The sequence below is a fragment of the Legionella nautarum genome (genome assembly GCF_001467895.1).
GTDB lineage: Bacteria > Pseudomonadota > Gammaproteobacteria > Legionellales > Legionellaceae > Tatlockia > Tatlockia nautarum.
Map to the genome: position 1 here is coordinate 326,552 of NZ_LNYO01000024.1, position 23,250 is coordinate 349,801.

Sequence of the window (23,250 nt, forward strand, 5' to 3'; positions counted from 1 at the left end):
TTCTTATTTCTTTATAACTAAACGTTTATCTTGTTGTGATAGATTAAATTGGGACAATACATTCATACCCAATAAAACAAGATCCCCCTCGGAAGGTACAATCACTGCTTTTACATTACTGAAGGTAAACCCCGCAAAAGTCAGTTGTTGTAATCGTGTTAGTGAACCTGTCACTTCGCCACCAGCGGTTTGCAGATTAACTTGATAACGACCCTGCAAATTCAGTTCCGTGGCTAGCGTTTGCGGAATTGCCACCAAACTAGCTCCTGTGTCCACTATAAACTTAACAGGAGAATCATTGATATATCCATCAATACGGTAATGCCCCTGAGCATCGGGAGTAATTGTCACTGTTCCATGCTCAACTTGATAGGAGCCTTTTTCCTCTTGATTGTAATAGCGAAAAAATATAAACAACAGAACAAAAAATATTAACCAAGCAATAATAAACATGAAACGCCCAGTTTGGGCGTATTGTTTATCACTCATGGCCTAGCCTCGATTTGCTGCTTTAAGCACCATAATTCCATCGATTTCAATTTGAGCACCACGGGGCAGAGCAGAGACTCCTATTGCCGCCCGAGCTGGATAAGGCTCAGCAAAATAACGGGTCATTGCTTCATTAATTAATGGAAAATGATTGAGATCAGTAAGATAAACAGTGATTCTAACTAAATCCGCTAAACTACCACCGGCTGCTTCACAAACGGCAGCTAAATTATCAAATACCTGATTAATCTGCATACGAATTTCATCGCTACAGAGTTGCATCGTTTTAGGATCCAGAGGTATTTGCCCTGATAAATACACAGTATTATCGCAGCGGATTGCTTGGCTATAAGTGCCAATTGCTGCCGGTGCCAAATCAGTATGAATAGGTTGCATCGATTAATCTCCCTGCTTTTTACGATAAAGGCGCATTACTACTTTATTGGCACGCAAACGACGCATCACCCGCGCCAAGTGGGATCTGTCGCGTACACTTATGGAAAAAGTCACCGCATTATGACGTCCATCCCTAGGATCAACATTGATATTCCCAATGTTGGATTCTGCTTCAGAAATAGCGGTAGCCAATGCAGCAAGCACACCGCGTTGATTCGCCACCTCAACGGTGATATCAACCCAATATTCACCCTCAACCTGTTCATCCCAACGCAAAGAAATCAATTGGTCAGGGTGGCTGCGCCCTTGATTTATATTGGAACAATCACTAGCATGCACAATAATTCCGCGCCCTTGTTGGAAGCGGCCGACAATATTATCACCAGGAATAGGTTGACAGCAATCGGCAAAATGCACCACCATTCCTTCAGTTCCTTTAATTGCTAAAGGACGACTCCTTGCTGTTTTATCAAGCTCAGCCATATCCTGGGTGCTCACTAATCGTTTAGCAATCACCATGGGCATCTGGTTCCCTATGCCAATCGCATAAAGCAATTCATCTGCCGATTTATAACTTAAATCATGAAGCAATGCCTGCAAAGTTTCGGGCGGTACTTTCGCATAATCGCTAGTTAATTCCGTCAGCGATTGCTCCAATAAGCGTTTACCCAACACAATCGATTCGGCATGCTGCTGGCTTTTAAGAAAATGACGAATGTTTGAACGGGCTTTACCAGTGACCACAAAATTCAACCAAGCTGGATTAGGATGGGCCCCCGGTGCAGTGATAATTTCTACTGTTTGACCATTAGTCAGCGGTATACTCAGAGGAACTAATCGACGATTCACTTTTACAGCCACGCAACTGTTTCCTACCCCTGAATGGACGGTATAAGCAAAATCCACTGGCGTAGCCCCCTTCGGCAGCTCCATGATGTGGCCTTTGGGAGTAAATACATACACTTCGTCTGGGAACAGGTCTATTTTCACATTTTCGATAAACTCTAAGGAGCTTCCGGTACTTCGTTGCATTTCAAGTAAGCGTTGTACCCATTCTCGAGCACGTAGTTGTGCTTCGTTGACTTCGAGGCCCGAGGATTTGTAAATCCAATGAGCCGCAACTCCATTTTCAGCCACTTTATCCATATCGCGGGTCCTAATTTGTACTTCCAATGGAACACCAAAAGGACCAAACAAAGTAGTATGTAAGGATTGATAACCGTTTGCTTTTGGAATTCCAATATAGTCCTTAAAACGCTGAGGCACAGGCTTATAAGTTCGATGCAAAGCCCCCATAACCCGGTAACAGGAATCAATATCTTCAGTGATCACGCGAAAAGCAAAGACGTCGGTAATTTCAGTGAACGACGCTTTTTTTTGGCGCATTTTGCGGTAAATACTGTATAGATGCTTCTGTCGACCAAAAACATGTTCGTAGGGTATGTTGAGTTCATGCAAGGCTTCTTGCAAATCTTGTTCGATTTTTTGCGTTAATTCTCGACGGTTGCCCCGCGATTTTTCAACTGCCGATTTAATCGCACGGTAACGCATAGGGTAAAGGGCTTGAAATCCAAGATCCTCAAGACCAGTATATATGGCATGCATGCCTAAGCGGTTGGCGATGGGTGCATAGATTTCCAAAGTTTCAATTGCAATGCGTCTTCGCTTCACGGCAGGCATCGCACCCAGGGTATGCATATTATGAAAGCGATCGGCAAGTTTGACGATGATGACCCGAATATCTTTCACCATTGCCAACACCATCTTGCGAAAATTCTCTGCCTGCGCTTCGGCACGCGATTCGAATTTGATTTTGGTTAACTTTGTTACTCCATCAACGAGAGCAGTAACATCTTCGCCAAATTGCTGGGTTAAATCATCTTTGCTAATGGAAGTATCTTCAACCACATCATGGAGTAAGGTTGCCATAATGGTTTGATAATCAAGGCGCATACGTGCAAGGATAAGCGCTGCCGCCACTGGATGAGTGATATAGGGCTCACCAGAGCGACGCATCTGACCATGATGTGCTTTTTCAGCGACCAAATAGGCTTGGTAACATTTTTCAATAAGCGGTTGCTCAAGGTAGCATTTAAGCTCTTCGTCCAGCTCCTTAAAGTAGCTCACGCCGCACTCCCCACATTCCACTACCACTAACTTCACCTAGGCTAAAGCCCCCAGTCAAACAGATGATTATATTCCAATAAAAACTAAATATGTCCAAAACAGCGTTTTTCAAGCGTTTTAACGCGAGCCTTTTATAGTAATATAGTAAATCGAGGGAGAGAGGGGCTTAATCCTTATCCAAGATCTCTGGAGTTATTAAACCTTCGGCAATCTCTCGTAGAGCGACTACAGTAGGTTTATCATTTTCCCACTCAACCAAGGGTTGTTCCCCACGCACAGCTATATCACGCGCGCGCTTGGTAGCCACCATAACTAATTCAAAACGGTTTGCTACATGTTCTAAACAATCTTCTACGGTTACACGCGCCATTATTAAGCCTCCAAAATAAAGAGCAAACTCTAGGTGAATTGCTCATTGTCACTGAAATAACCAAGCGCTAAGATTTAATTCCTAGCGAAAAACTGGCTAAAACATTCTATTTTACTGCGATGCAAGCAGGAAAGAAAGTAATTTTCCTTGCTCTACCTGTTGACGTTTCATGCGCAGGCGGTTTGCAACCACGATTGCTTGCAATTCTAAAGACGCTTTTTCGAAATCATCATTAACTATCAGATAATCAAATTCAGAAAAATGACTTAATTCGTCTTGTGCACGTTGCATACGATTGCCAATGACTTCTTCATCATCTTGACGCCTATCAAGCAGACGTTGCTGCAAAATAGTCAAAGAAGGTGGAAGAACAAATACTGAAATTGCCTCAGGGAAAATGGTTCTAATCTGCTGGGCGCCCTGCCAATCAATATCTAACACCACATCAATGCCGGCTATTAAGCGTGCATTGATTTGCGCTACCGAAGTACCATAATGATGGTTAAACACTTGGGCATGCTCAATAAATGCATTCACAGCAATCATATCGAGAAATTGCTGTTCACTAATAAAAAAATAATCTACCCCGTCTTTTTCACCAGGACGCATCTTACGCGTGGTATGGGAGATAGATACCTCGATATCAGGCAAAGTCCTTACTAATTTTTTAACTAAACTCGTTTTGCCGCCACCCGATGGAGCCGCAACAATAATTAAGTTACCTGGATATGAATCACCCATCTTTTCACTCTATATTTTGAATTTGTTCACGCATTTGTTCGATTAGCACTTTCATCTCTACAGCACTCTGAGTTAAAGCCACAGAATCCGATTTGGAGCTTAACGTATTTGCTTCTCTATTTAGCTCTTGCATTAAAAAATCCAATCGCCGACCAGCAGCTTCAGAACTTTTTAACACTTTCGCCACCTCGGCAATATGGGTTTCTAAGCGATCTAATTCTTCACTTACATCTAATCGAGCAAGTTGCAAAGCAAGTTCCTGCTCAATACGAGTACTATCCACTTCTAATTGCAGCGACCTTAGGCGGGTTAATAATTTATCTCGAGCTTGCTCAGTATTAGAAACAATATGGAGCTGCGCGTTCTTAACTTCGGTGCCTAAGCTTAGTAAACGGTTTTGCACAAGGGATCGTAATGCCTGCCCTTCAGTTTTTCTCACAGCAACCAACTGAATAAGTGCTTCGCCGAATAATTGTTCCGCATGTCGACCTAGAATTTCAATATCTGGTTGAGTAACTTGGATAACGCCAGGCCAGGTAAGAACAGCGTTCAATGTCAAATCATTAGCTAAATGCTTTGCAGCAGATAGTTTATTGCCTGCATCAATCAAGCCATTCACTAAATTTTCATTAATATGCATCACTTGATTATCACTAGTCATATCTTGAAATTTGAGTTGGCACTCTAATTTACCACGACTTAAGTGATCACGCAGCATTGCGCGCAACGAAGTTTCTAAAAATCGAAACGCATCGGGAAGTCGAAAAGACACATCCAGATATCGATGATTTACTGATCTGATTTCCCAACAAAATATACCCGTATCCAGTTGTTTTTGAACTCTGGCAAAGGCTGTCATGCTATGAGTCATAATGATACTAACTAGTCTAAGATGGCGCGACTATAAACTAAATTTGTACAAATGCAAGTTTTGATAAGGCAAAAGGATGCATGAAGAAAATGAAAGGTTTATACTTGCTCATTTTACCGAGGATTATCACATGCGCCCTAGTAACCGTGAACCGAATCAATTACGCCCTATTAAAATCACACGAAATTTTACTGCTCATGCCGAAGGCTCGGTACTCATCGAATTTGGTCAAACTCGCGTGGTCTGTAATGTTTCTGTAATCGATGGGGTACCCCGTTTTCTTAAAGGCAAAAATCAAGGTTGGGTTACAGCTGAATACGGTATGCTACCTCGTGCCACCCACAGTCGCACGGAACGAGAAGCAAGCAAAGGAAAACAAGGTGGTCGTACGCTGGAAATTCAACGCCTAATTGGCCGCTCCTTGCGCACCTGTATCGACCTGAAAGCTTTAGGTGAAATCACTTTAACCATCGATTGTGATGTCATCCAAGCGGATGGGGGTACACGCACTGCCGCCATAACGGGGGCATGTATTGCTATGAAAGATGCTTTGAATTGGATGGTTGCCAGAGAAAAAATACGCAAAGCGCCTGCTTTTAATTATGTAGCAGCAGTTTCAGTAGGTGTTTATCGGGGTCAACCGGTATTGGATTTAGATTATGCTGAAGATGTGCTTGCTGAAACGGATATGAATGTGGTGATGAACGAAGAAGGTCATTTCATTGAAGTTCAAGGTACTGCTGAAGACAGAAGTTTTACACGGGAACAATTAAATAGCATGTTAGCCTTGGCCGAGGGCGGTATTGCGCAGCTCATTGAATTACAAAAGAATGCTTGATTAGATACCCTCACCATTAAGCTAAATCTTATTTAACCTTGTAACCGTTCGGGCGAGGCTTCGAGACGGCCTTACGGCCTCCTCAGCCCGAACGGGCTAAGTAAAAACAATGACAGGTAAGCCCAGCCCGAACGGGCTAAGTAAAACGATAGCAAACAAGCTCGGCCCGAACGGGCTAAGTAAAACAATGGCAGACAAGCTCGGCCCGAACGGATCAATAAAAGATAATTACAGGCAAACTCTAATAGATTAGCTTATTATGACAATTACCGAACGCATCGAAAAAATTCGCCAACTTATTGCAGCTACAGCAGAAGCCTGCCAGCGTTCTCCCGAAGAAATTCAATTATTAGCAGTCAGCAAAGGGCAACCTGCGAGTGCAATTCAAGAGGCATATACAGCAGGCATTCGTAACATCGGAGAAAATTATCTCCAAGAAGCCCAAACCAAAATTCACGCATTAAAAAATCTATCTCTATGCTGGCACTTTATAGGACCCATCCAAAGTAATAAAACGCAAGCGATTGCTGAAACCTTTAGTTGGGTACATAGTATTGATCGAGAAAAAATTGCAAAACTTCTATCACAACACCGACCCGATCATTTACCTGCGCTCAATATTTGCCTCCAAGTTAATCTCGATGAAGAAGACAGTAAATCTGGCCTTGCTCCTGAGCAACTTAAACAATTAGCTTTGCTGGTCACGGAACTACCCCGCTTAAATTTGCGTGGCTTAATGACTATTCCCAAACCGCGGTCCGATGAGCAACAACAGTATGAGAGTTTGCTGCGTTTAACAAAATTATTTAACCAATTGAATCAAGAACTTAATTTATCGATGGACAGTTTATCGATGGGCATGACCGACGATTTGGTTGCGGCTATTCGTGCAGGAAGTACAATGGTTCGCATTGGTAGAGCCATTTTTGGCGAGAGACAATAAGGTTAGAACAATGAAAATCCATTTTATTGGTTTTGGAAATATGGCAAAAGCCATCGCTGGGAGCTTAGCTACCCAAGATGAAAGCGTTCAGATTAGAGCGAGTTCCCCTTCGTTGAAAACAGGAAAAACTCCGGAAGGCATTATCACCAATGCGAATAATTTAACAGGGCTTCAAGAAGCTGATCTCGTTATATTGGCCGTTAAACCCGCTAAAATGGCGGATGTTTTAGCTGAAATTAAGGCAGAACTGCCCAAGTCTTGCCTACTTATCTCAGTCGCAGCAGGTCTCAGTTTGAGCTGGTTAGAACAGCATTGCCGCCCCAATCAAGCTATCATTCGTTCAATGCCTAATATAGCAATTACGGTGGGTAAAGGAGCCACTCCATTAATTGCTAACCCTTTTGTCAGTCAAAAGCAGAAACAGGATGCTGAGCAACTGTTTCAACGCTCGGGAATCGTTTCTTGGGCAACTGAGGAAAAAGAGATTGATATCTTTACCGCCCTATCCGGCAGTGGCCCAGCCTATGTTTTTCTCTTTTTGGAGGCAATGATTAACGCGGCACAGCACTTAGGTCTTAGTGAAGAAATAGCAAAAACCTTCGCTTTACAAACAATGACGGGGGCTCTAAATTTAGCAACACACACCAAGCTTGAAATCAGCGAATTGCGAAAAAAGGTTACCTCGCCTGCAGGGACAACAGCGGCTGCAATCGATATACTTCAGCAACAGGGATTTTCTGAACTAGTCTTAAAAGCAATGGAAGCAGCTTATGAGCGTGCTAGAGAGCTCGGTGCTTCACCCACTCTGCGTTAACTATTTATTGTGAGGATAACATGTCAGGATTTATAGCTGTTGGTCATTTTTTAGTATCACTCATTTTTGGCTTATTACTATTGTTGTTATGGGCACGTGTGTTTTTGCGTTTTTGCAAAATTTCCCCCCTCCATCCAATTTACCAAATGGTAAAAACGTTCACGGATCCGCTGGTCAAACCACTGGAAAGCTTATTCCCTGCAAAAAAAACCAAACCTTCTCGCTATGACTGGCCTTGTTTTATAGTCATCGTGATTGTTGAAATCATTAAATTTACTCTACTTAGCTTCTTGCTTTATAAAGCGATGATGCCTTTGGGCTATTTATTATTATTTGTTTTTGCCGACCTTATTGTACAACCCTGCAATCTACTTTTTTACATTATCTTAATACGGGTCATCATGAGTTGGGTTAACCCCACCTGGCACCATCCCGTTGTGGAAGTGATGAGGAAGATTAGCGATCCTTTATTAGCATTCGGACGCTCTCTAATACCCGATATTTCCGGCTTTGATTTCTCGCCCTTTATTATCCTTATCCTCTTGAAAGTAATTACTTTATTCATGAGTGCTTCACTACCGATAAGACTTATTTAAGCCTTGCTGATTGGTAAATATTTATCAAGTTGACTAATTATTATTTCTTGATGAAATTTACTAATCAGCTTGAGAAAAACTTTCTCTTTTTAACAACAAATTAACAGCAAAAAAATGAAGAGAGAGCTATACTAGAATCAAGTTGGAATTATTTGAGATGAGCTCATGAGTAGCCGATTAGTGGTAACTTTGGGAGTGATTACTTTCTCATTGAATGCAATGGCTGGTGTACAATCCTATTATTGCCCACAAAACCGCGGCTACATAAGCATTGGCATGACTCCAGACCAAGTCATCTCTGCTTGCGGCCAACCGATCAGCCAACAACAATCGAGTCAACCCGTTATGCAAAGGGTACCTGTACAACAACTGATGTATAACAATGCAGGTGCCCCAACCGCTTTTTATGGCGTATGGCAAATACCAACAGGTACCAACACCGGCGCACAACTGCAAGTGAATGTCGTTGATGGTAAGGTCAAATCTGTTAATATTAATGGCTCTGGAACGAACGCCTTTTCCGTTTGCGGCGGAACTAGTATCCAAGTCGGTGATCCTGTTTCTAAAGTTTATGGCTCTTGTGGCAATCCTTCTGTAGTCAACAATAGCTACATCAATGAGCCAATCCAGTCTAACCAAAAACCACAGGTATGGATCTATCAAGCCGGTGATTATCAATCGCCAGTCACCTTGACATTTGTTAACGGCAAACTACAATCCATCGATTAAGTTACCTTTTGGAATATCTATTATGAGCGAATCAATCGATGATTTAACTATCGCTTACAGCGAAGATGGTAGTACGGAAACAACTAAAGAATTGGGAAAACATGTTTTATCGAAAGGTGCTTGGACGACAATTATGTATCGTTACCAAGATTGGGATAACAGCAAAAATGATTTTGGACCGGTGAAATATTCAATCAGACGCTATCAAAAGCGAAACAATCAATATTGGATGAAATCAAAGTTTAATATTTCTAGTGAAGATCAGGCACGTAAAATTATTGAGGTGTTGAGCGATTGGTTGGCTAGAGATAAGGCCTAGAGTGAAAAAGTTTGGGGTTGGCCGTCAGGCTAAAGCCGTGCCTAGCTTATAATTTGATCTTATATTCTAACCATTTGGACTCTGTTTTATCCCCATCTAAGGAATTTGTATTCATTTTATTCCCTTCAACCTGAGGAGCACGCAGGCGTGCGTCTCGAAGGCTTGAGGTACTCGAAGGCCTGCCCTGAGGCTCTCGAAGGGGGGCTTTTGCGGCACTTCGAGACAGCGCTGCGCGCTTCCTCTGTGCGAACGGGATAAACAAAGCGATCAATGAATTGAACAGTCTATTTAATGTTGTGGGGATCCCTCAGAGCCCGAACGGAGTTAGGTAAATTCTCTTAGCCTTACTGCTATGGGCCTTGACCCAACCTACGCTAGTTCCTAAAATTTCACCATATAAGCTTCAGGTTTATCCTGATTTATCTTTTGAATCACATCTTTACTTAATCCCGTAGCGCCTACGATTGTACCTAAATTAAAATGTTGTACCCCATTCATTAAAGTGATTTCATTGATGTCATCAACACGATTGAAACCTTCATAAACTTCTAAGTCGTCATTACCAACATTCAAAAAGCTATGAAAATTCCCGATAGGAATTGAAATTAAATCACCTCGATGAATAAGCGTGTGAAATACTTTTCCATCATCATTCATCATAGTGAAAAACGCATCGCCTCTTAATACAAATAACAACACATCACCGGAGGTATACCAATGAGGAATACGTAAGACTTTAGGCTTCATGATCGTTCTTTGTAAAGCCATGTTCTTCATGTTAGCGTTAATTTTAGGGTCGATTCTTGTGATAGAACCCAGTGCTGACTGATAAACCGGTTTAGTTGTTTTAAAATTATTCGCTAACACACTATAGACCTCAGCCTTATCAGGTGTAGCTGCCGGATCAAAGGCACTTAATTTATTAACAGTCGTTTTTTTAATACTAGCAATATCACTTTCGGTAAGACCAACAGCCCGTGCTAGTATTGTATCAGGCAATGAAGCCCAAGCAGTTAAAAAATCTCTATCTGCAGCGATTGGCGAATCGTAAACAACAAGAAATTTCATCTTGTCTTGACCCACATTTTCTAAGGAGTGGAGTTTAGCCTTGGGAATAATCCATGTGCCGTTTTTCTCCACTGTGTACATTTTAGTTTTACCTGAGCCTTCCCAGATGGTGACCCGCATTTTGCCTTCGAGAACGGTACCTATCTCTGTCGCATTAGCATGCCAATGCGGAACTCGCATCGCGTCGGTGACTACTTCGTAGTAAAACAGCAAGCCTGTTTCATTAGAAAGCAACTGTTTTGCTGTTTCTGCAATTCTTATTCCGGCACTATTTTTATCAATCTGACCTTGTTTAAATAAATTGATGCGGTAAGGGAAATCGGCCTTTAAATTGTTAGCTTCATCCTGTAAAAGTTTTTGGATTTTAGGGTCTGTACTGTAAGTAGAGCTATCAGGTCCCGATATAGTAGTTCCTGTTGCCTGTGCTTGCGACATCAATAGCCCGGATAGAAAAATAACTATTAGGGCGGCTAAGCGATATTTCCTTATCATCGTTCATTCCTTTGATGAGAACATCCTTTCAATTTAGAATAGACTATTTTCACCGAATTATTCATGAAATAATGGTAAGCTAACTGTTATTCGCTTACTGGAGAGCTTTTGAATCTTTATCCAAAGTGAATTATAATCTTCCGGTCTTCAATACTTGGGTGCTTATTGCATGAAATACCGATCTAAAGTCTTGCTTTCGACACTCATAATTTTTACAGCGCTCTGTTATATCTTCGCCAGTCATCATAAAGTGACCAACAAAAATACGAATGAACCTAAAGCGATTACCGTAGAAACTGCGCCTGTTACTGAAAAAATTCTTGCTGAGAAATTTGAAACGATTGGCAGTCTAGCGAGCACAGATAACATCGACATTAGCTCCGAACTTGCAGGTCAAATTGCAGCCATTCATTTCACACCTGGCGCTTATGTTAAAAAAGGAACCTTACTCATTCAATTAGATGATACTGTCTTGAAAAGTGAATTAGCGAGTGCGAAAGCTAATCTCACTTTGAGTGAAACCAATTATATTCGCACCAAAGAATTAGCAAAGCGAAGCCTCGCCTCTGAACAGGCTCTGGATAAGACCTTGGCTGATTTACAAGAAAAAGAAAATACGGTCAAAGTTAAGCAAGCTCAACTTGAGAAACTAAGCCTACGCGCTCCTTTTTCAGGCACCTTGGGCTCAAGACAAGTGAGTGCCGGTCAATATGTGAAAATCGGCCAACCACTACTTCACTTGGTTGCTAATCAAAAATTGCGCGTTGAATATAATTTACCAGAACGTTATTTGCCCAAACTTCATCTTGGACAAAAAGTCAGCATCCGTTCAGATGCTTTCCCTAATAAAACCTATGTCGGTATCGTTAATTACGTCGCCCCTGCCATCGATAAAGAAACACGTACTATCGCTGTGGAAGCGCTAATCGACAATGTAGAACGCCTATTATCGACTGGTTTATTTGTAAGGGTAAGCCATCAATTTGGCGAAAAAAAGAAACGACTACTTGTCCCTGAAGAAAGTCTAATCCCCACTATTAATGGTCAGAAAATTTTTGTTTTACGCGGCAAAAAAGCAGTCGCTGTGCGCGTCAAAACAGGGGCTCATCATGCTTCAATGACCGAAATTTGTAGCGGGCTAAATCCTGAAGATATCGTCATCATTCGTGGTCAACACAAGCTAAAAGAAGGTAGCCGCGTGATTGATATTCATCAAGGATAAGGCTTATGGTAAATTTTCCTGAACGCTGTATTCAACGTCCTGTTTTTACAGTAGTTCTAACTCTCATTTTGATTATCGCCGGTTTAATTAACTTCAGCAAACTCCCTCTCAGGCATTTACCCAATATTGATAAACCCGTTGTTCACATTGCTACCGATTTTGACGGAGCAAGCCCTGAACTCATGGAAAAAGAAATCACTATCCCCATTGAAAACACCATTTCCGGTATTTCAGGCATTGATACCCTTCGTTCTACTAGTCTTCTGGGCAAGAGCCGCATCAATATCGATTTTCAACTCGGTGTGGATATTAATGAAGCGGTCAATGATATTCGCAATAAACTTTCTGCGTTGCAAGCAAAGTTACCTAAGGATAGCCATCCCCCTACTGTTAGCAAAAATGATGCGGACGCCAATCCTGTAGCGGTCATTGGTTTTAATGATAAATCAAAAACACCGCTCGATATTACCGATTATGTGACACGTAATATCAAACCTATTCTGCAAGAAATTAAAGGAGTGGGGGAAGTAACCTACCACGGGGGTCGAGATTATGCGGTTAAGATCGCTCTAGAACCAGTCAGAATGGCGGCTCATCAGGTTACCGTTGCGGAAGTAAAATCTGCCCTGATGCAGCAGAATATTGACGTCCCTAGTGGACAAATCAAAAGTACTAACCGCTATTATACGGTAGTCACTCATGCTCGTTTACAAGATGCCAAGCATTTTTCAGATTTAGTCATTGCTCAACGCAATAATCAGCTTATTCGCCTGGGCGAAATCGCCAGGATCACAGTCGGCAGCGAAAATGAGGATAACTTACTGCGAATTAATGGCAAACCCGCCGTCGGCCTCGCTATCCTTGCTCAATCGACAGCTAATCCAGTTGAAGTGGCTGCAGCAGTGCATAAGACAATTAATTCCTTAAAACAAACCCTCCCTCCTGGTTTTAATATCCAATTTGTTTTTGATTCAACGCGTTATATCAAACAATCCATTCATGAGGTGTATAAAACATTTATTGAAGCCATCCTGTTTGTTGGCCTCGTGGTTTTTTTATTTTTAGGGAATCTGCGTGCTGCTGTTATTCCGATTATTACTATCCCGATTTGTTTAGTAAGCGCTTTTTGGCCCATGTATTGGCTTGGATTTGAACTCAATACCCTTACTCTTTTAGCTATGGTTTTAGCAATCGGTTTAGTTGTCGACGACGCGATTGTGGTACTTGAAAACTGTCACCGGCATATGCAAAACGGTCTGAATCCGCTTCAGGCAGCCATCCGAGGCTCCAATGAAATTGTTTTTGTGATACTAGCAATGACCATTACCCTCGCTGCAGTTTATGCTCCCATGGGATTTGTCGCTGGTTTTACTGGAAAATTATTTTTACAATTCGGTACTACCCTTGCGCTCAGCGTCATTATTTCAGGGATTGTTGCCCTCAGTTTGTCGCCAATGATGTGCTCTAAATTATTAAAACCGGAAGATGGTCGTTATAGTCGTTGGCTCGATCGACAATTTGATAAATTAAGCGCTAGTTATCAGCAGAGTTTAAATTTTGCGCTTAATCATCCTCTGCGTTTGTCGACTATCTTATTATTCTCTTGCCTGATCGGCCTTTTTTGCTATTTCCATTTAGGTGCAGAGCTCGCTCCGATTGAAGATCAATCCTATATTATCGGCCCTATTTCATCGCCTACTAACTCCAGTACCAGCTACACTGATCACTATAGTCGTAAGCTTGAAGCGATTTATGAAACCATTCCAGAAAAAGCAACTTACCTCACCTCAGTCAAACCCACCTCGGCGTTTACCTTATTAAAATTAGTTCCTTGGGATAAACGAAAGCGCTCACAAAAAGAAATCTCTAATGAACTTAGCGATAAAATGCAAAAAATCACCGGCGTTAGTGCATTCCCTGTAAGCCCTAATCCTTTTGGCCATCGAGGTGGAAACAACAGTCAATTTAGCGTCGCACTTTTAGGCAATATTTCTTATTTAAAACTCAATGACATCAGTAGTGAAATTGTAAAAATCTTAGCGGACGATCCTCGTTTAAGACATGTGAAAAATAATTTAGCCCTGGATAGCGAGCAAGTCGATATTGAAATAGATCGCCAGTTAGCAGCAGATTTAGATGTTAATTTAGCCGATGTCGCCGAATTGCTTTCGACGATGCTGGGCGGCTCTAATCCTGTGAATTTTAATTTTGATGGCCAATCCTACAAAGTGATTTTACAACTACAGCAATCCGATCGAAGAGATGTGTCAGTATTGAATAAACTTTATGTACAAAGTGGTCGAGGCCGAATGATTCCTTTATCCACTCTTATTCAAATTAATAACACCATAGGCCCTGATAGTCTTCCACATCTCAATCGTTTGCGTGCAGCGAACATTAGTGCAGAATTAACCCCAGGCGCGCGCCTCAATGAAGTGATCAAAGATGTTAAAGCTCTTTTTAAAGAAAAACTTCCTGATGATATTCAATATCGTTTTATTGGCGCAGTTAGGGATTATATTGAATCATCTGACAGCAGCTTATATGCTTTTTTGCTCGCCTTATTGTTCATATATCTGGTACTGGCCGCGCAATTTGAAAGTTTTATTGACCCCCTTATCGTCCTTTTTAGTGTTCCACTTTGCTTAGTCGGGGCGATCACTGCACTCTATTTATTTGGTGAAAATTTATCAATCTACAGTAACATTGGTATGGTTACTTTGATCGGTCTGATTACCAAACATGGAATTATGATTACAGAATTTGCTAATCATCAAATTAGGTTGGGACGAACTAAAAGAGATGCCGTAGTAGAAAGCGCAAAAATACGCTTACGCCCTATCCTGATGACTACCCTAGCGATGATTTTGGGCGCGCTACCTTTAGCCCTCGCCTCCGGCGCAGGCGGTGAAAGTCGCCAGCAATTGGGCTTGGTTATTATAGGAGGAATGATGGTAGGAACGTTGTTTTCGTTGTTTATTGTTCCTTTAGCTTATGTGGTTATATCGAGGAGAACGATTAAGGTAGCAGCAGTTGGAGAGGTTGGAGAGGCTGTGCTGCTCGAACCTGGATTATAGACGTTAGGCAATCATTTCTAAATTCGGGAGAACTCCTCAAGCTCAAAGGAGCAAAAGCTTCTTTTTCAACAGGTTAATATCCATTTTTCACTGCCTATAATGTGGATTAAAGAGTGTGGGATTATTTTCCAACTTCATTTTTCTCTTCTCTTCCCTGGTAGGTACGGTAAGCAGGGGCGCAGGATCTTCCAAAGCCTCCTTCAAACTAATAAATTTATAGCCATTGCGTTGATACAGCTCCAAAACATCTTTTAATAGATAGCTATTGATTAGATTGGCATGGAGCAATAATATTTGCTTTGTTCCTTGCCCTTCTTCTTGTGCTCTTTTTTCTGCTTGCAACGTTTGCTGCCAAATAAAAATTAAATAGAATGGTTTAATTCCTTTAATATATTTTTCGCGCAAATGAAGGGGAACTTTATAAATTAAAGCATTGAAATCATAATCTCTGCTATTGATGGTGACTGGCGCAATAAGATAATTGTGTTCATTAAGATAAGCGCTGACTTTTTCTTGGGTAGCCGGACTACCTTCGGCGAGATAGGGATAACGAAAATATTTAGGCTTTGAAATGACAGGTTCTAAAATTTTATCGGCACGGTCAATATCAGCAATGTACTTTTCTGCACTAATTTCATCAAGATTATAGTGCGAATAAGTATGGTTACCAAGCGTGAGGCCAGCTTGGCGAAATTGATTTAAAAAAACCCACTGTCCTTTCTCAATGGACCCAGCAATCACAAAACCAGTAGCAGGCACTTTGTACTTTGTAAATGCCTCTACAATACGGGTAAAACGCTCCATCGCTAATAGCTTATCGTTCATGGTATTCATTTTTGAAGCGACAAGCGGTAGGTCATCAATAGTTATTGCAATTTCTCGCCCTTGTGCAAAACCTGAGGAACAAATTAAGGAAGCCCAAAGGAATAATAATTTAATCATCGATAATCCATTACCTTGATTTTAACTACTCATCCTCATTTGGTTTAATTGTAGTGAAAAAAAACAATAATGCACAAAATTAAATCATTCTTTTTAATCATTTACCCCTAATTTTCTGCTCCAAAAGCCTGGAAACGAAAGATCTGGCCAATCTTTTTTGGTTTAATTTTTATACATAATATAACATTAATGTTCATCGTGTATTATTAGATTAAGTCGAAAATTAATGTGATACATCATGCCAAAGAACGTAATTAGTTTTTTCTTTCTAGGCACAGCCTGTCATAGAAGCTGTTATCAAGATGCTTTGACTCATTTTTATCAAAAGGTATCCGAGGAAAAAACGCCTGCTCGTTTATTCGATGGCGTGGGTTCAGTGGCCGCAAACGCAGAAGAAGCAAAAAAGAATCCTAGCCCAGGACGATACATTTATAACCCACAAACAGACGAAAAAATCCCTATACCAGGAAAATTACTCCAAAAAGTTAGAGATCTTATGCATCAATTGCAAGGTTGTCTTGCAGGCGAAGGCATGGATGAATTATTGCTTGAGGCCATTTTCTATATTGAAGAACAAATTAGGAAAAATGGCGAGGCTCCAAAAGCCATTAATTTGCATGGTTATAGTCGCGGAGCGGATGCCTGCATGCGACTTGCTCATTTATTAAATACCATGTATCCCGATATCGATGTGAATATGTTTCTAGTCGAGCATGTTGCAGGACCCGGACGTTTAGAAGATCCAAACTCCTATACTATCCCACCTAATGTCGCAAAATTTGAATCAGCAACGATGCTACATGAATTTAAGCCCGGCTTTGACCCTCAAGATAGGGATAGATACGTCATTTCTAATGCTCGAAAGACCAAAATGTCAACTAAAATTTATCCCGGTTGGCATGGTACAGCTATGTATCTCACAGAAAATGAAAATACAAACCATGTACCTAGATTAGTGCATGATGATTTTTTCCGCTTCACTAAAGAAACAGGTAGTTTACCAGTGGATGCACCAGTACCTAATTATAAGGTCATGCATAGCTGGACGAATTATACTGAGCGTAAAGCAAAATTGCTAACGCCAGAAGAGCGGTTTACAGAATATGTGGAAATGCAAAAGCACTGGTGGTTTTACTCTAAAGGTACTGAACTTAATACAAGACGAGTTTTAACTGAGCATAGACGCTATGTCCGAAATTTAGAATTATTTGTTAATCAAGAGCATTGGGAATTATTTGAACAAATCTACCCCCATTTAGCTGATTGGTTTTATAATAATTCGCTAAATCAAGAGCTGCCTCCAGTACTGGCCGATCTTGAAAAGTTAAAAGAAACCCACCCTCAATTCTATGAGGCATTTTGTAAAAGTTGTGGGATTAAAGACGGCAAGATACCAGAGCCCCGCAAGAAACTACTCTTTCCTTATCCAAAGCTAGGAGAAACGCTAGTAAGCGATGATTTTAGTTTTCTACAACACTCTATCTTAGCGATTATTAATTATAATATTCATCACCGCCAAGAAAATACTATGGAAACGAGAGCGGTTATCAGATTATTACAAGATAGGCTTGCACAAGCTAAAGCGAGTAATTCACGGGAAGCTGCAACTCAACTTTTACAAAAAACGATTTGCACTGCATCAAGTTACTTATCGCAGACGGAGCCAAGAAGCTATATGGCGCGCCAATTAAAAAAATTAAGTGTCGGTCCTAATCAATTTATTGATGAGGCAATGAACTTGTTTAAAGAGAACATTGGCTACAATCTTTATCTTCATGAAAGTCAAATAGCTTATCTAAAGGAGGTTAATAAGTCTCTCAAAGATTTAAAAAATAATCCTGAGATTCCTACTTACGAAAAACTTAGGCAAGCAAAACGGATAGTTAGAGGAATGCTATTACAATTAGATAATAGAACCGACGAGGTCTTCATTTTTAATCAGCAGGCAGACTCACACTACAGGCTTTCAAATCATCCTTATACCTATAAGAAATTGATTTCATCTATCAATCGCCTATCATCACCCAGTTTTGGAGAATCTACTCTTGCCTATACAATGGCTCAGCGCTTCTCTGCCTATCAAAAAAGAAGTGAGTTTTGGGGAACCGTGCATACTATTTTATCTACCATTAGTCCTATTAAAATACCACCATTTTTCTCTCCGGATAAAGTAAAGTTGGCAGAAGTAATACAGAAGAAATTACAAAAATTAGACAAATATGGACTCGGGGATAATTTAACCGAATTATTAAAAGCCCTTGCAGACGGAGAAAAACAGCTTCATGGTATCTATAAAAAGGCTGGCCATTATATTAAAGGAGAGTTCGATAAGATTATAGAAACCTGTCGCGGGGAAATTTGGCCGGAGATAGATACTTCTCCTTCGGAAGCTTTAAGAGCCTAAATTAATAGACTAAATTTGTTATTGATTATTACTATCTGCCTCAGTATAGTCCACCATTATTTATTTTTGTGATTAATCTTCGCTAAATGCTTCCAAAAACAAAAAAGCGTCACAAATATATTTATCTTTATTCTCTTTATATCGGCCTAGACAGTTATAGGCTATCTTTTGCCATGATTAGGTACTGTTTTGACCTATTTTTTGCAGATAGTGAATTTTCAGCCCATGAAATGCAAGAGTGGCTCAGCTCGCCCGCTGGTATAGCAATTGGTCTATTGGCTGCCACAAGTCTAATTAGTTTCGCACTGCTAGCCACTTATTTTGATAAGGGAGATGACAACGCGTTAAAACGCTTGATTGCGACTAGTTGGCCCTATATCCGCGACTCCTTAAAAAGTTTACGCAATGCTTTACGGGGAGTGACTAGTACTCTTACCTTAATTTTTTTACTCGATCTTGCCGACATTCGCCATCTTATTATGCCTCTGGGGCTGATGATAGGCATTCTATCGATACTAAACCGCATTTGGTTTCGTTATAAAACAAACCTTCAAAATGAAATGCTTGATACTAATAAAATCTTGCTAGCTGAGATCCGCAATTTATCAGAGTTATCTCGAGAAGATATTGAACTAATCCGAGACCAAATATGCAGGCCCTCGACTCAACTTAAAATTCTATCGTTTCTTTCTTCATTATTATGCGGATTGATCGATGGCATCAATCCCTATATCGGTGTTTTAGCCTTAGGTTTGCTCATGCCACATGCCTTATCTTTTATCACCATTTTTTGTGTCATTTATTTTATTGCTACGCTAACTATCCGAATTTATGATGAAATTAATTTACAGAATAAGTTGAAAATTTCACAAAAAAAAATTGAATTTGCATTATTAGAAAAAGAAATTAATAGTTTAATTACTCGATTATCCGAGCTAGAACAGGAGATTTCCTCAACCGCTAATAATGATTTATTGTCAGAGGAATACCTTAGCCTTTTAAGTGAATTGGAGCACAAACTATATAAGCAAGAAAAAGGCATTGATAAGTCTTTCTTAAAAAAAGATATTTTTATTTTCTGCCAAGGCGTGAAATCAGGTTTAAATATTTATAAATATATCATGCTAACAATTAGTTTTATTATCTTTTTATCTCCTATAAAAATCCCTTCTGTCAAAGCTATAAATCGCGCCATAATAGGCACCACAGCATTAACTTTGGGTCTCATCTATTTCTTATCAACTTCATTGATAAGAAATCGAATGAACACAGAGGAAAACCCCAGCAAAGCCCCTGTTAATTCCAAAGCAGGGAAAAAAGAAAATTACAAGAGCACTTATTGGAAAACAAACTCAGAATTAAAGCAGTCAAATTTGTTTTTTTCATCACCAAAAGATGGATTTATCAACGAAATTTCCCCCTTTAAACAAAATCTCCCTTTAAACAAAATCTATTGTTATTAAAAAATGAGGGCACAGAGGTATCCCCACGAAATTAAATAGACTGTTTTGTTCATCGATCGTTTTGTTTATTCCGTCCGCACTGAGGAAGCGCGCAGCGCTATCTCGAAGTGCCATGAAAGCCCCCCTTCGAGAAGCCCTCAGGGCAGGCCTTCAAGGAGCCTCAGGACAGGCTTCGAGACGCAGGCGATGCCTGCTCCTCAGCTCGAACGGGATAAAATGAATACAAATTTCTTAGATACTCATTTCATGGGGATACATCAGCTGGGGATTGACAGACTAGGATATTTTTATCAATTAAGATATTGGCTCGTTTGGAATATGTTTTTCCACAACATCGAAGTAAATCCTAACCACGTATTTAGCAATTTCTCTTAGTATATCTGGGTAATCGTTGGTTAATTGTTCGAATACCGTTCGTGATATTTCAAGCATAGCCGCATCCTCATTCACTATCACTTCAAGCTGACTCTTGCGTTCAGAAAGCAGAACAAATAAACCAAGCACATCATTTTCTTTTTCATAGCGTTCTATTTTTCCATTATAAACAACGGCAACGCTGCCACTTAATATTGTATAAATTTTGTCGGGATAATCGCCTATGTTTATCAGTTTTTCTCCTTTTGAAAACTCGACAAAATGACATTCTTCAGCAACTGACATAAGAAGTTCAGCAGGCATATCTGCATAAATAGCAACCTTCCTTAATGCAAAAACTTTATCGATTGTATTCATATCGCTACCCTTTGAAGATTCATGTTGTAATACTTTTTTAGACCAGCAATCTAACTGAAATTCTAATGAGTTATGATTAGTGACTTGCAATTGATTTTCAATGGATGAAAAAACTTTCTTTGCTAGATTTCTATCTTCAATCAACCAATCAAGATACTCAAGAGCGATTTCATATTCAACACTATTTTGCTCCGATAAATGCTTCGCTTCTAACTTAGGATAAATTTCCATTATTTTTCTTGGCTGACTTACTGTGGCAAGATAATAAATTAGTTTTTTCTCAATTAATTGTCTACGAAATAAAAACTCCCGCTTTTTGTTCTCGTCTGTTTGTTGATGAAAGAAAAAATTATACCTATTTAAATCAGCAATAATTTCATCAATATGTGACAAAATATCCGCTTTTAATTGTTCCGATAATGGTTGTTTTGAAGCTCTTAATGCGATTTGCTTAGCCAGTTCAATCGAAAATAAAAAGGGCACCTTCGGTATCAATCGACTTAGACATTTCTCCGCAGTAAAAGTATTCAGTTCGCAAAGTACTCTAATCAGAGGCTTATAGCGATGAACATTTATTTTCAAACAACTACGATAAATTAAGGGAGCGATATCAATTTTAATTTTTAACAATGATTGCATCGCGTCATGACAGATATTCGGCGTATCCAATTTCATAATTAGAAATCGGGCAATCCGTCTGTCTGACATGCTATAAGTCGCTTTAACTGCTTGTTTTGCTATTTTGTAATTTGAATCATTCATTAATTTTTCTATCAACTCTACCGGATTACCAATACTAATCTTTTTCAATGCCATTACAGCGAATAATTTGACATCTTCATCGTTTGAATTAGTCATTTTTTCTAGAGTTTCTATCGCATTACGAACTTGAGAGAATTCACCATATTTTATCGCGGAAACAACAGCAATAGCTTGATAAACTGGGCGCGATGAATATAAATATTCGTCTAATCTTCCCATTATTTTTTCATGAGATTTCTGCAAAATTAAATCGAGAAGTTGCCAAGTAGCTTCTGAATTTGTTTCTTTTTGTAACTGTTGGACTAAGTTATCAATAGATATTTTTTTGAAATCACGCGAGGCCTTATACGCTTCGATTCGAATCAAATAATCAGGATTGTTAAAAAGCTTAAGTAGCTCTTTACTCACTTTTTCGCCTTTTGAGCGCTTTAATTTTAAAATAGACAAACCAATTCTTATTTTTATTGGATCGTCACTTGCCAATAAACTTCTTACTTGTTTTGCTAGAAAATTATAATCATATTGTTCATCTAAATTTGACAAATAGAATCGCTTTCCTTTAATCGTTGAAAGCAAGGTTTCGCCATAGAATTTCTTAATTTTCCATGAAAATATAAACATGATAGCGAGGAAAAATACGGTTAAGATTTGATAAGGATAGAATTTAAAATGATAAGCGAGGATTAACAAACCCAATGACGCAACAATCCGGGCTGCATTAACGACAATTGAACTGATTAATATTTGACCTTTATTTTTCAAACCAAAGGGCAGTGCATTTAACGCAACTTGATCACCTAACAGGATCAAACTAACGTAGACAGTCCAAACAATCACATTGAATAAAGCGATGCTGTATAAATTAGGATAAACAATCGATGGTATAAGAAAAATGAATATAACAACTGTAGATAAACTAAACAATATTGAGATTCCCCATCCTTCTAAAAGACGCTTTGCATAAAACTGAGGTAGAAATGCTGTTATATTCAACGAAAGATAAAAAAGCGTCATAAATTTTGTAATTTGCGTCATATCAAATGCTTCGCTCAAACGAAACATCATTTGATAATTTGCAAATATGATGATGCCGTTAATTAAGGCTATAAAACCGGCTAGAACCATGAATAAGGGATAAACTCGTAGCGATGAAGAATTCGTTGGGCTCTTCAAGCTTGTATGGAGCAATTTAACCCTTGACACTGCTATACAATTGACAATCATAAGAAGCAAAGAAAAATAAATTAAAAAGTTTTTTCCAAAAATTTCGATTCCAACATAAGAAAAAATACCGACAAAAATACAGCCTATACACATGATAGTTAAAAATTTATTGGTAATTTTTTTAAACACACGAAGCTCAAATGCAAATTCTGCAATATCCCAACTATTTGCATAATAAATAGGTATTAGAGCAACAAATAAAAAAGTATAAATTAAAGAGAGAGTTTTAGAAGGCCACATAGTAAGTATCAAATATAATATGACAAGAATTATCGATAAAATCTGAACAAACAATATGGGTTTTTTATTTGTTGTGGCGAGAAAGGGGATTAATACCCACATAACAAGAACAGAAGCAATTCCGGAAAATATAAAAAAATAGGGTAAAGTTGAACGAGAAAAATTACTAATATAAAGTGCTGATGAGTAAGAATTTAGCAGCGATCCCATCCCAACTGCTGTCGTGAGAATGATCGCTACTAAATAGAAATTAGATTTATCTCTATCATTCATTGCCTTTGCTCAATTAAGCAAAAAAATTAAGAATTATTCTATGACTTATACTCAGTTTTCATGAACGAAAAAAAATTCCCATTCAATCGAATCTTTTAGATCTGATGATTGCCTCTAA

19 protein-coding genes are annotated in these 23,250 nt (G+C 39.4%); 10 read left to right on the forward strand and 9 right to left on the reverse strand.

Annotation, left to right across the window (positions count from 1 at the left end):
- Positions 1 to 3: 3 nt before the first annotated feature.
- The 6 genes from Lnau_RS13290 to Lnau_RS13315 form a co-directional block, all read right to left on the reverse strand.
- A complete protein-coding gene (locus Lnau_RS13290; RefSeq protein WP_058505625.1) occupies positions 4 to 489 on the reverse strand; it encodes a retropepsin-like aspartic protease family protein in 486 nt (161 codons plus the stop codon).
- 3 nt (positions 490 to 492) lie between these two features.
- On the reverse strand, positions 493 to 885 hold the full coding sequence (locus Lnau_RS13295; RefSeq protein ID WP_058505626.1) for a RidA family protein: 393 nt from the start codon (positions 883 to 885) through the stop codon (positions 493 to 495).
- A gap of 3 nt (positions 886 to 888) precedes the next feature.
- Positions 889 to 3,012, reverse strand: coding sequence for a bifunctional GTP diphosphokinase/guanosine-3',5'-bis pyrophosphate 3'-pyrophosphohydrolase (spoT, locus tag Lnau_RS13300; protein WP_058505627.1), 2,124 nt, complete (start codon positions 3,010 to 3,012; stop codon positions 889 to 891).
- Positions 3,013 to 3,178: 166 nt separating this feature from the next.
- Complete coding sequence (rpoZ, locus tag Lnau_RS13305; RefSeq protein WP_058505628.1) at positions 3,179 to 3,382, reverse strand: DNA-directed RNA polymerase subunit omega; 204 nt, start codon at positions 3,380 to 3,382, stop codon at positions 3,179 to 3,181.
- Between the two features lie 111 nt (positions 3,383 to 3,493).
- Positions 3,494 to 4,123: a guanylate kinase gene (gmk, locus tag Lnau_RS13310; protein WP_058505629.1), complete on the reverse strand. Its 630-nt coding sequence runs from the start codon at positions 4,121 to 4,123 to the stop codon at positions 3,494 to 3,496.
- Positions 4,124 to 4,127: 4 nt separating this feature from the next.
- Positions 4,128 to 4,994, reverse strand: coding sequence for a YicC/YloC family endoribonuclease (locus Lnau_RS13315; protein ID WP_058505630.1), 867 nt, complete (start codon positions 4,992 to 4,994; stop codon positions 4,128 to 4,130).
- A gap of 130 nt (positions 4,995 to 5,124) precedes the next feature.
- Between Lnau_RS13315 and rph the strand changes: the two genes are divergently transcribed.
- The 6 genes from rph (at position 5,125) to Lnau_RS13345 (ending at position 9,233) form a co-directional block, all read left to right on the forward strand.
- A complete protein-coding gene (rph, locus tag Lnau_RS13320; RefSeq protein WP_058506010.1) occupies positions 5,125 to 5,832 on the forward strand; it encodes a ribonuclease PH in 708 nt (235 codons plus the stop codon).
- A 259-nt stretch (positions 5,833 to 6,091) separates the two neighbouring features.
- Positions 6,092 to 6,775 carry a YggS family pyridoxal phosphate-dependent enzyme gene (locus Lnau_RS13325; protein WP_058505631.1) on the forward strand — a complete coding sequence of 228 codons (684 nt, stop codon included), beginning with the start codon at positions 6,092 to 6,094 and terminating at the stop codon, positions 6,773 to 6,775.
- 10 nt (positions 6,776 to 6,785) lie between these two features.
- Positions 6,786 to 7,589: a pyrroline-5-carboxylate reductase gene (gene proC, locus Lnau_RS13330; protein WP_058505632.1), complete on the forward strand. Its 804-nt coding sequence runs from the start codon at positions 6,786 to 6,788 to the stop codon at positions 7,587 to 7,589.
- A 20-nt stretch (positions 7,590 to 7,609) separates the two neighbouring features.
- A complete protein-coding gene (locus tag Lnau_RS13335; RefSeq protein ID WP_058505633.1) occupies positions 7,610 to 8,185 on the forward strand; it encodes a YggT family protein in 576 nt (191 codons plus the stop codon).
- A gap of 165 nt (positions 8,186 to 8,350) precedes the next feature.
- On the forward strand, positions 8,351 to 8,914 hold the full coding sequence (locus Lnau_RS13340) for a DUF2845 domain-containing protein (protein ID WP_058505634.1): 564 nt from the start codon (positions 8,351 to 8,353) through the stop codon (positions 8,912 to 8,914).
- 22 nt (positions 8,915 to 8,936) lie between these two features.
- Positions 8,937 to 9,233: a hypothetical protein gene (locus Lnau_RS13345; protein WP_058505635.1), complete on the forward strand. Its 297-nt coding sequence runs from the start codon at positions 8,937 to 8,939 to the stop codon at positions 9,231 to 9,233.
- 381 nt (positions 9,234 to 9,614) lie between these two features.
- Here the strand turns inward: Lnau_RS13345 and Lnau_RS13350 are convergent, their stop codons facing one another.
- Positions 9,615 to 10,793, reverse strand: a complete 1,179-nt coding sequence (locus Lnau_RS13350; RefSeq protein WP_058505636.1) for a cupin domain-containing protein — start codon at positions 10,791 to 10,793, stop codon at positions 9,615 to 9,617.
- A 169-nt stretch (positions 10,794 to 10,962) separates the two neighbouring features.
- Here Lnau_RS13350 and Lnau_RS13355 point away from each other — a divergent pair, with 169 nt between their 5' ends.
- Both Lnau_RS13355 and Lnau_RS13360 read left to right on the forward strand, forming a co-directional pair.
- A complete protein-coding gene (locus Lnau_RS13355; protein WP_058505637.1) occupies positions 10,963 to 12,015 on the forward strand; it encodes an efflux RND transporter periplasmic adaptor subunit in 1,053 nt (350 codons plus the stop codon).
- A 5-nt stretch (positions 12,016 to 12,020) separates the two neighbouring features.
- Positions 12,021 to 15,092, forward strand: a complete 3,072-nt coding sequence (locus tag Lnau_RS13360) for an efflux RND transporter permease subunit (protein WP_058505638.1) — start codon at positions 12,021 to 12,023, stop codon at positions 15,090 to 15,092.
- 87 nt (positions 15,093 to 15,179) lie between these two features.
- Here Lnau_RS13360 and Lnau_RS13365 read toward each other — a convergent pair whose 3' ends face one another.
- A complete protein-coding gene (locus tag Lnau_RS13365) occupies positions 15,180 to 16,034 on the reverse strand; it encodes a polysaccharide deacetylase family protein (RefSeq protein ID WP_058505639.1) in 855 nt (284 codons plus the stop codon).
- Positions 16,035 to 16,272: 238 nt separating this feature from the next.
- On the opposite strand from Lnau_RS13365, the gene Lnau_RS13370 reads away from it, so the two are divergent.
- Together Lnau_RS13370 and Lnau_RS13375 are read left to right on the forward strand one after the other, a co-directional pair.
- Entirely contained in the window at positions 16,273 to 18,438 is a 2,166-nt protein-coding gene (locus Lnau_RS13370; RefSeq protein ID WP_058505640.1) for a DUF5621 domain-containing protein, read from the forward strand.
- A gap of 173 nt (positions 18,439 to 18,611) precedes the next feature.
- Positions 18,612 to 19,901 (forward strand): hypothetical protein, encoded by a 1,290-nt coding sequence (locus Lnau_RS13375; protein WP_058505641.1) that lies wholly within the window; start codon positions 18,612 to 18,614, stop codon positions 19,899 to 19,901.
- 294 nt (positions 19,902 to 20,195) lie between these two features.
- Here Lnau_RS13375 and Lnau_RS13380 read toward each other — a convergent pair whose 3' ends face one another.
- Positions 20,196 to 23,132: a cyclic nucleotide-binding domain-containing protein gene (locus tag Lnau_RS13380; protein ID WP_058505642.1), complete on the reverse strand. Its 2,937-nt coding sequence runs from the start codon at positions 23,130 to 23,132 to the stop codon at positions 20,196 to 20,198.
- Positions 23,133 to 23,250 lie beyond the last annotated feature (118 nt).

Bases quoted from the DNA above. Each gene is read 5' to 3' on its own strand.
- Lnau_RS13370 (WP_058505640.1), top strand. From the start codon at position 16,273: ATGCCAAAGAACGTAATTAGTTTTTTCTTTCTAGGCACAGCCTGTCAT.
- Lnau_RS13355 (WP_058505637.1), top strand. From the start codon at position 10,963: ATGAAATACCGATCTAAAGTCTTGCTTTCGACACTCATAATTTTTACA.
- Lnau_RS13340 (WP_058505634.1), top strand. From the start codon at position 8,351: ATGAGTAGCCGATTAGTGGTAACTTTGGGAGTGATTACTTTCTCATTG.
- proC (WP_058505632.1), top strand. From the start codon at position 6,786: ATGAAAATCCATTTTATTGGTTTTGGAAATATGGCAAAAGCCATCGCT.
- rpoZ (WP_058505628.1), bottom strand. From the start codon at position 3,382: ATGGCGCGTGTAACCGTAGAAGATTGTTTAGAACATGTAGCAAACCGT.
- rph (WP_058506010.1), top strand. From the start codon at position 5,125: ATGCGCCCTAGTAACCGTGAACCGAATCAATTACGCCCTATTAAAATC.
- Lnau_RS13365 (WP_058505639.1), bottom strand. From the start codon at position 16,034: ATGATTAAATTATTATTCCTTTGGGCTTCCTTAATTTGTTCCTCAGGT.
- Lnau_RS13350 (WP_058505636.1), bottom strand. From the start codon at position 10,793: ATGATAAGGAAATATCGCTTAGCCGCCCTAATAGTTATTTTTCTATCC.
- Lnau_RS13345 (WP_058505635.1), top strand. From the start codon at position 8,937: ATGAGCGAATCAATCGATGATTTAACTATCGCTTACAGCGAAGATGGT.
- Lnau_RS13375 (WP_058505641.1), top strand. From the start codon at position 18,612: ATGATTAGGTACTGTTTTGACCTATTTTTTGCAGATAGTGAATTTTCA.
- Lnau_RS13315 (WP_058505630.1), bottom strand. From the start codon at position 4,994: ATGACTCATAGCATGACAGCCTTTGCCAGAGTTCAAAAACAACTGGAT.
- gmk (WP_058505629.1), bottom strand. From the start codon at position 4,123: ATGGGTGATTCATATCCAGGTAACTTAATTATTGTTGCGGCTCCATCG.
- Lnau_RS13290 (WP_058505625.1), bottom strand. From the start codon at position 489: ATGAGTGATAAACAATACGCCCAAACTGGGCGTTTCATGTTTATTATT.
- Lnau_RS13380 (WP_058505642.1), bottom strand. From the start codon at position 23,132: ATGAATGATAGAGATAAATCTAATTTCTATTTAGTAGCGATCATTCTC.
- Lnau_RS13335 (WP_058505633.1), top strand. From the start codon at position 7,610: ATGTCAGGATTTATAGCTGTTGGTCATTTTTTAGTATCACTCATTTTT.
- Lnau_RS13360 (WP_058505638.1), top strand. From the start codon at position 12,021: ATGGTAAATTTTCCTGAACGCTGTATTCAACGTCCTGTTTTTACAGTA.
- Lnau_RS13295 (WP_058505626.1), bottom strand. From the start codon at position 885: ATGCAACCTATTCATACTGATTTGGCACCGGCAGCAATTGGCACTTAT.
- Lnau_RS13325 (WP_058505631.1), top strand. From the start codon at position 6,092: ATGACAATTACCGAACGCATCGAAAAAATTCGCCAACTTATTGCAGCT.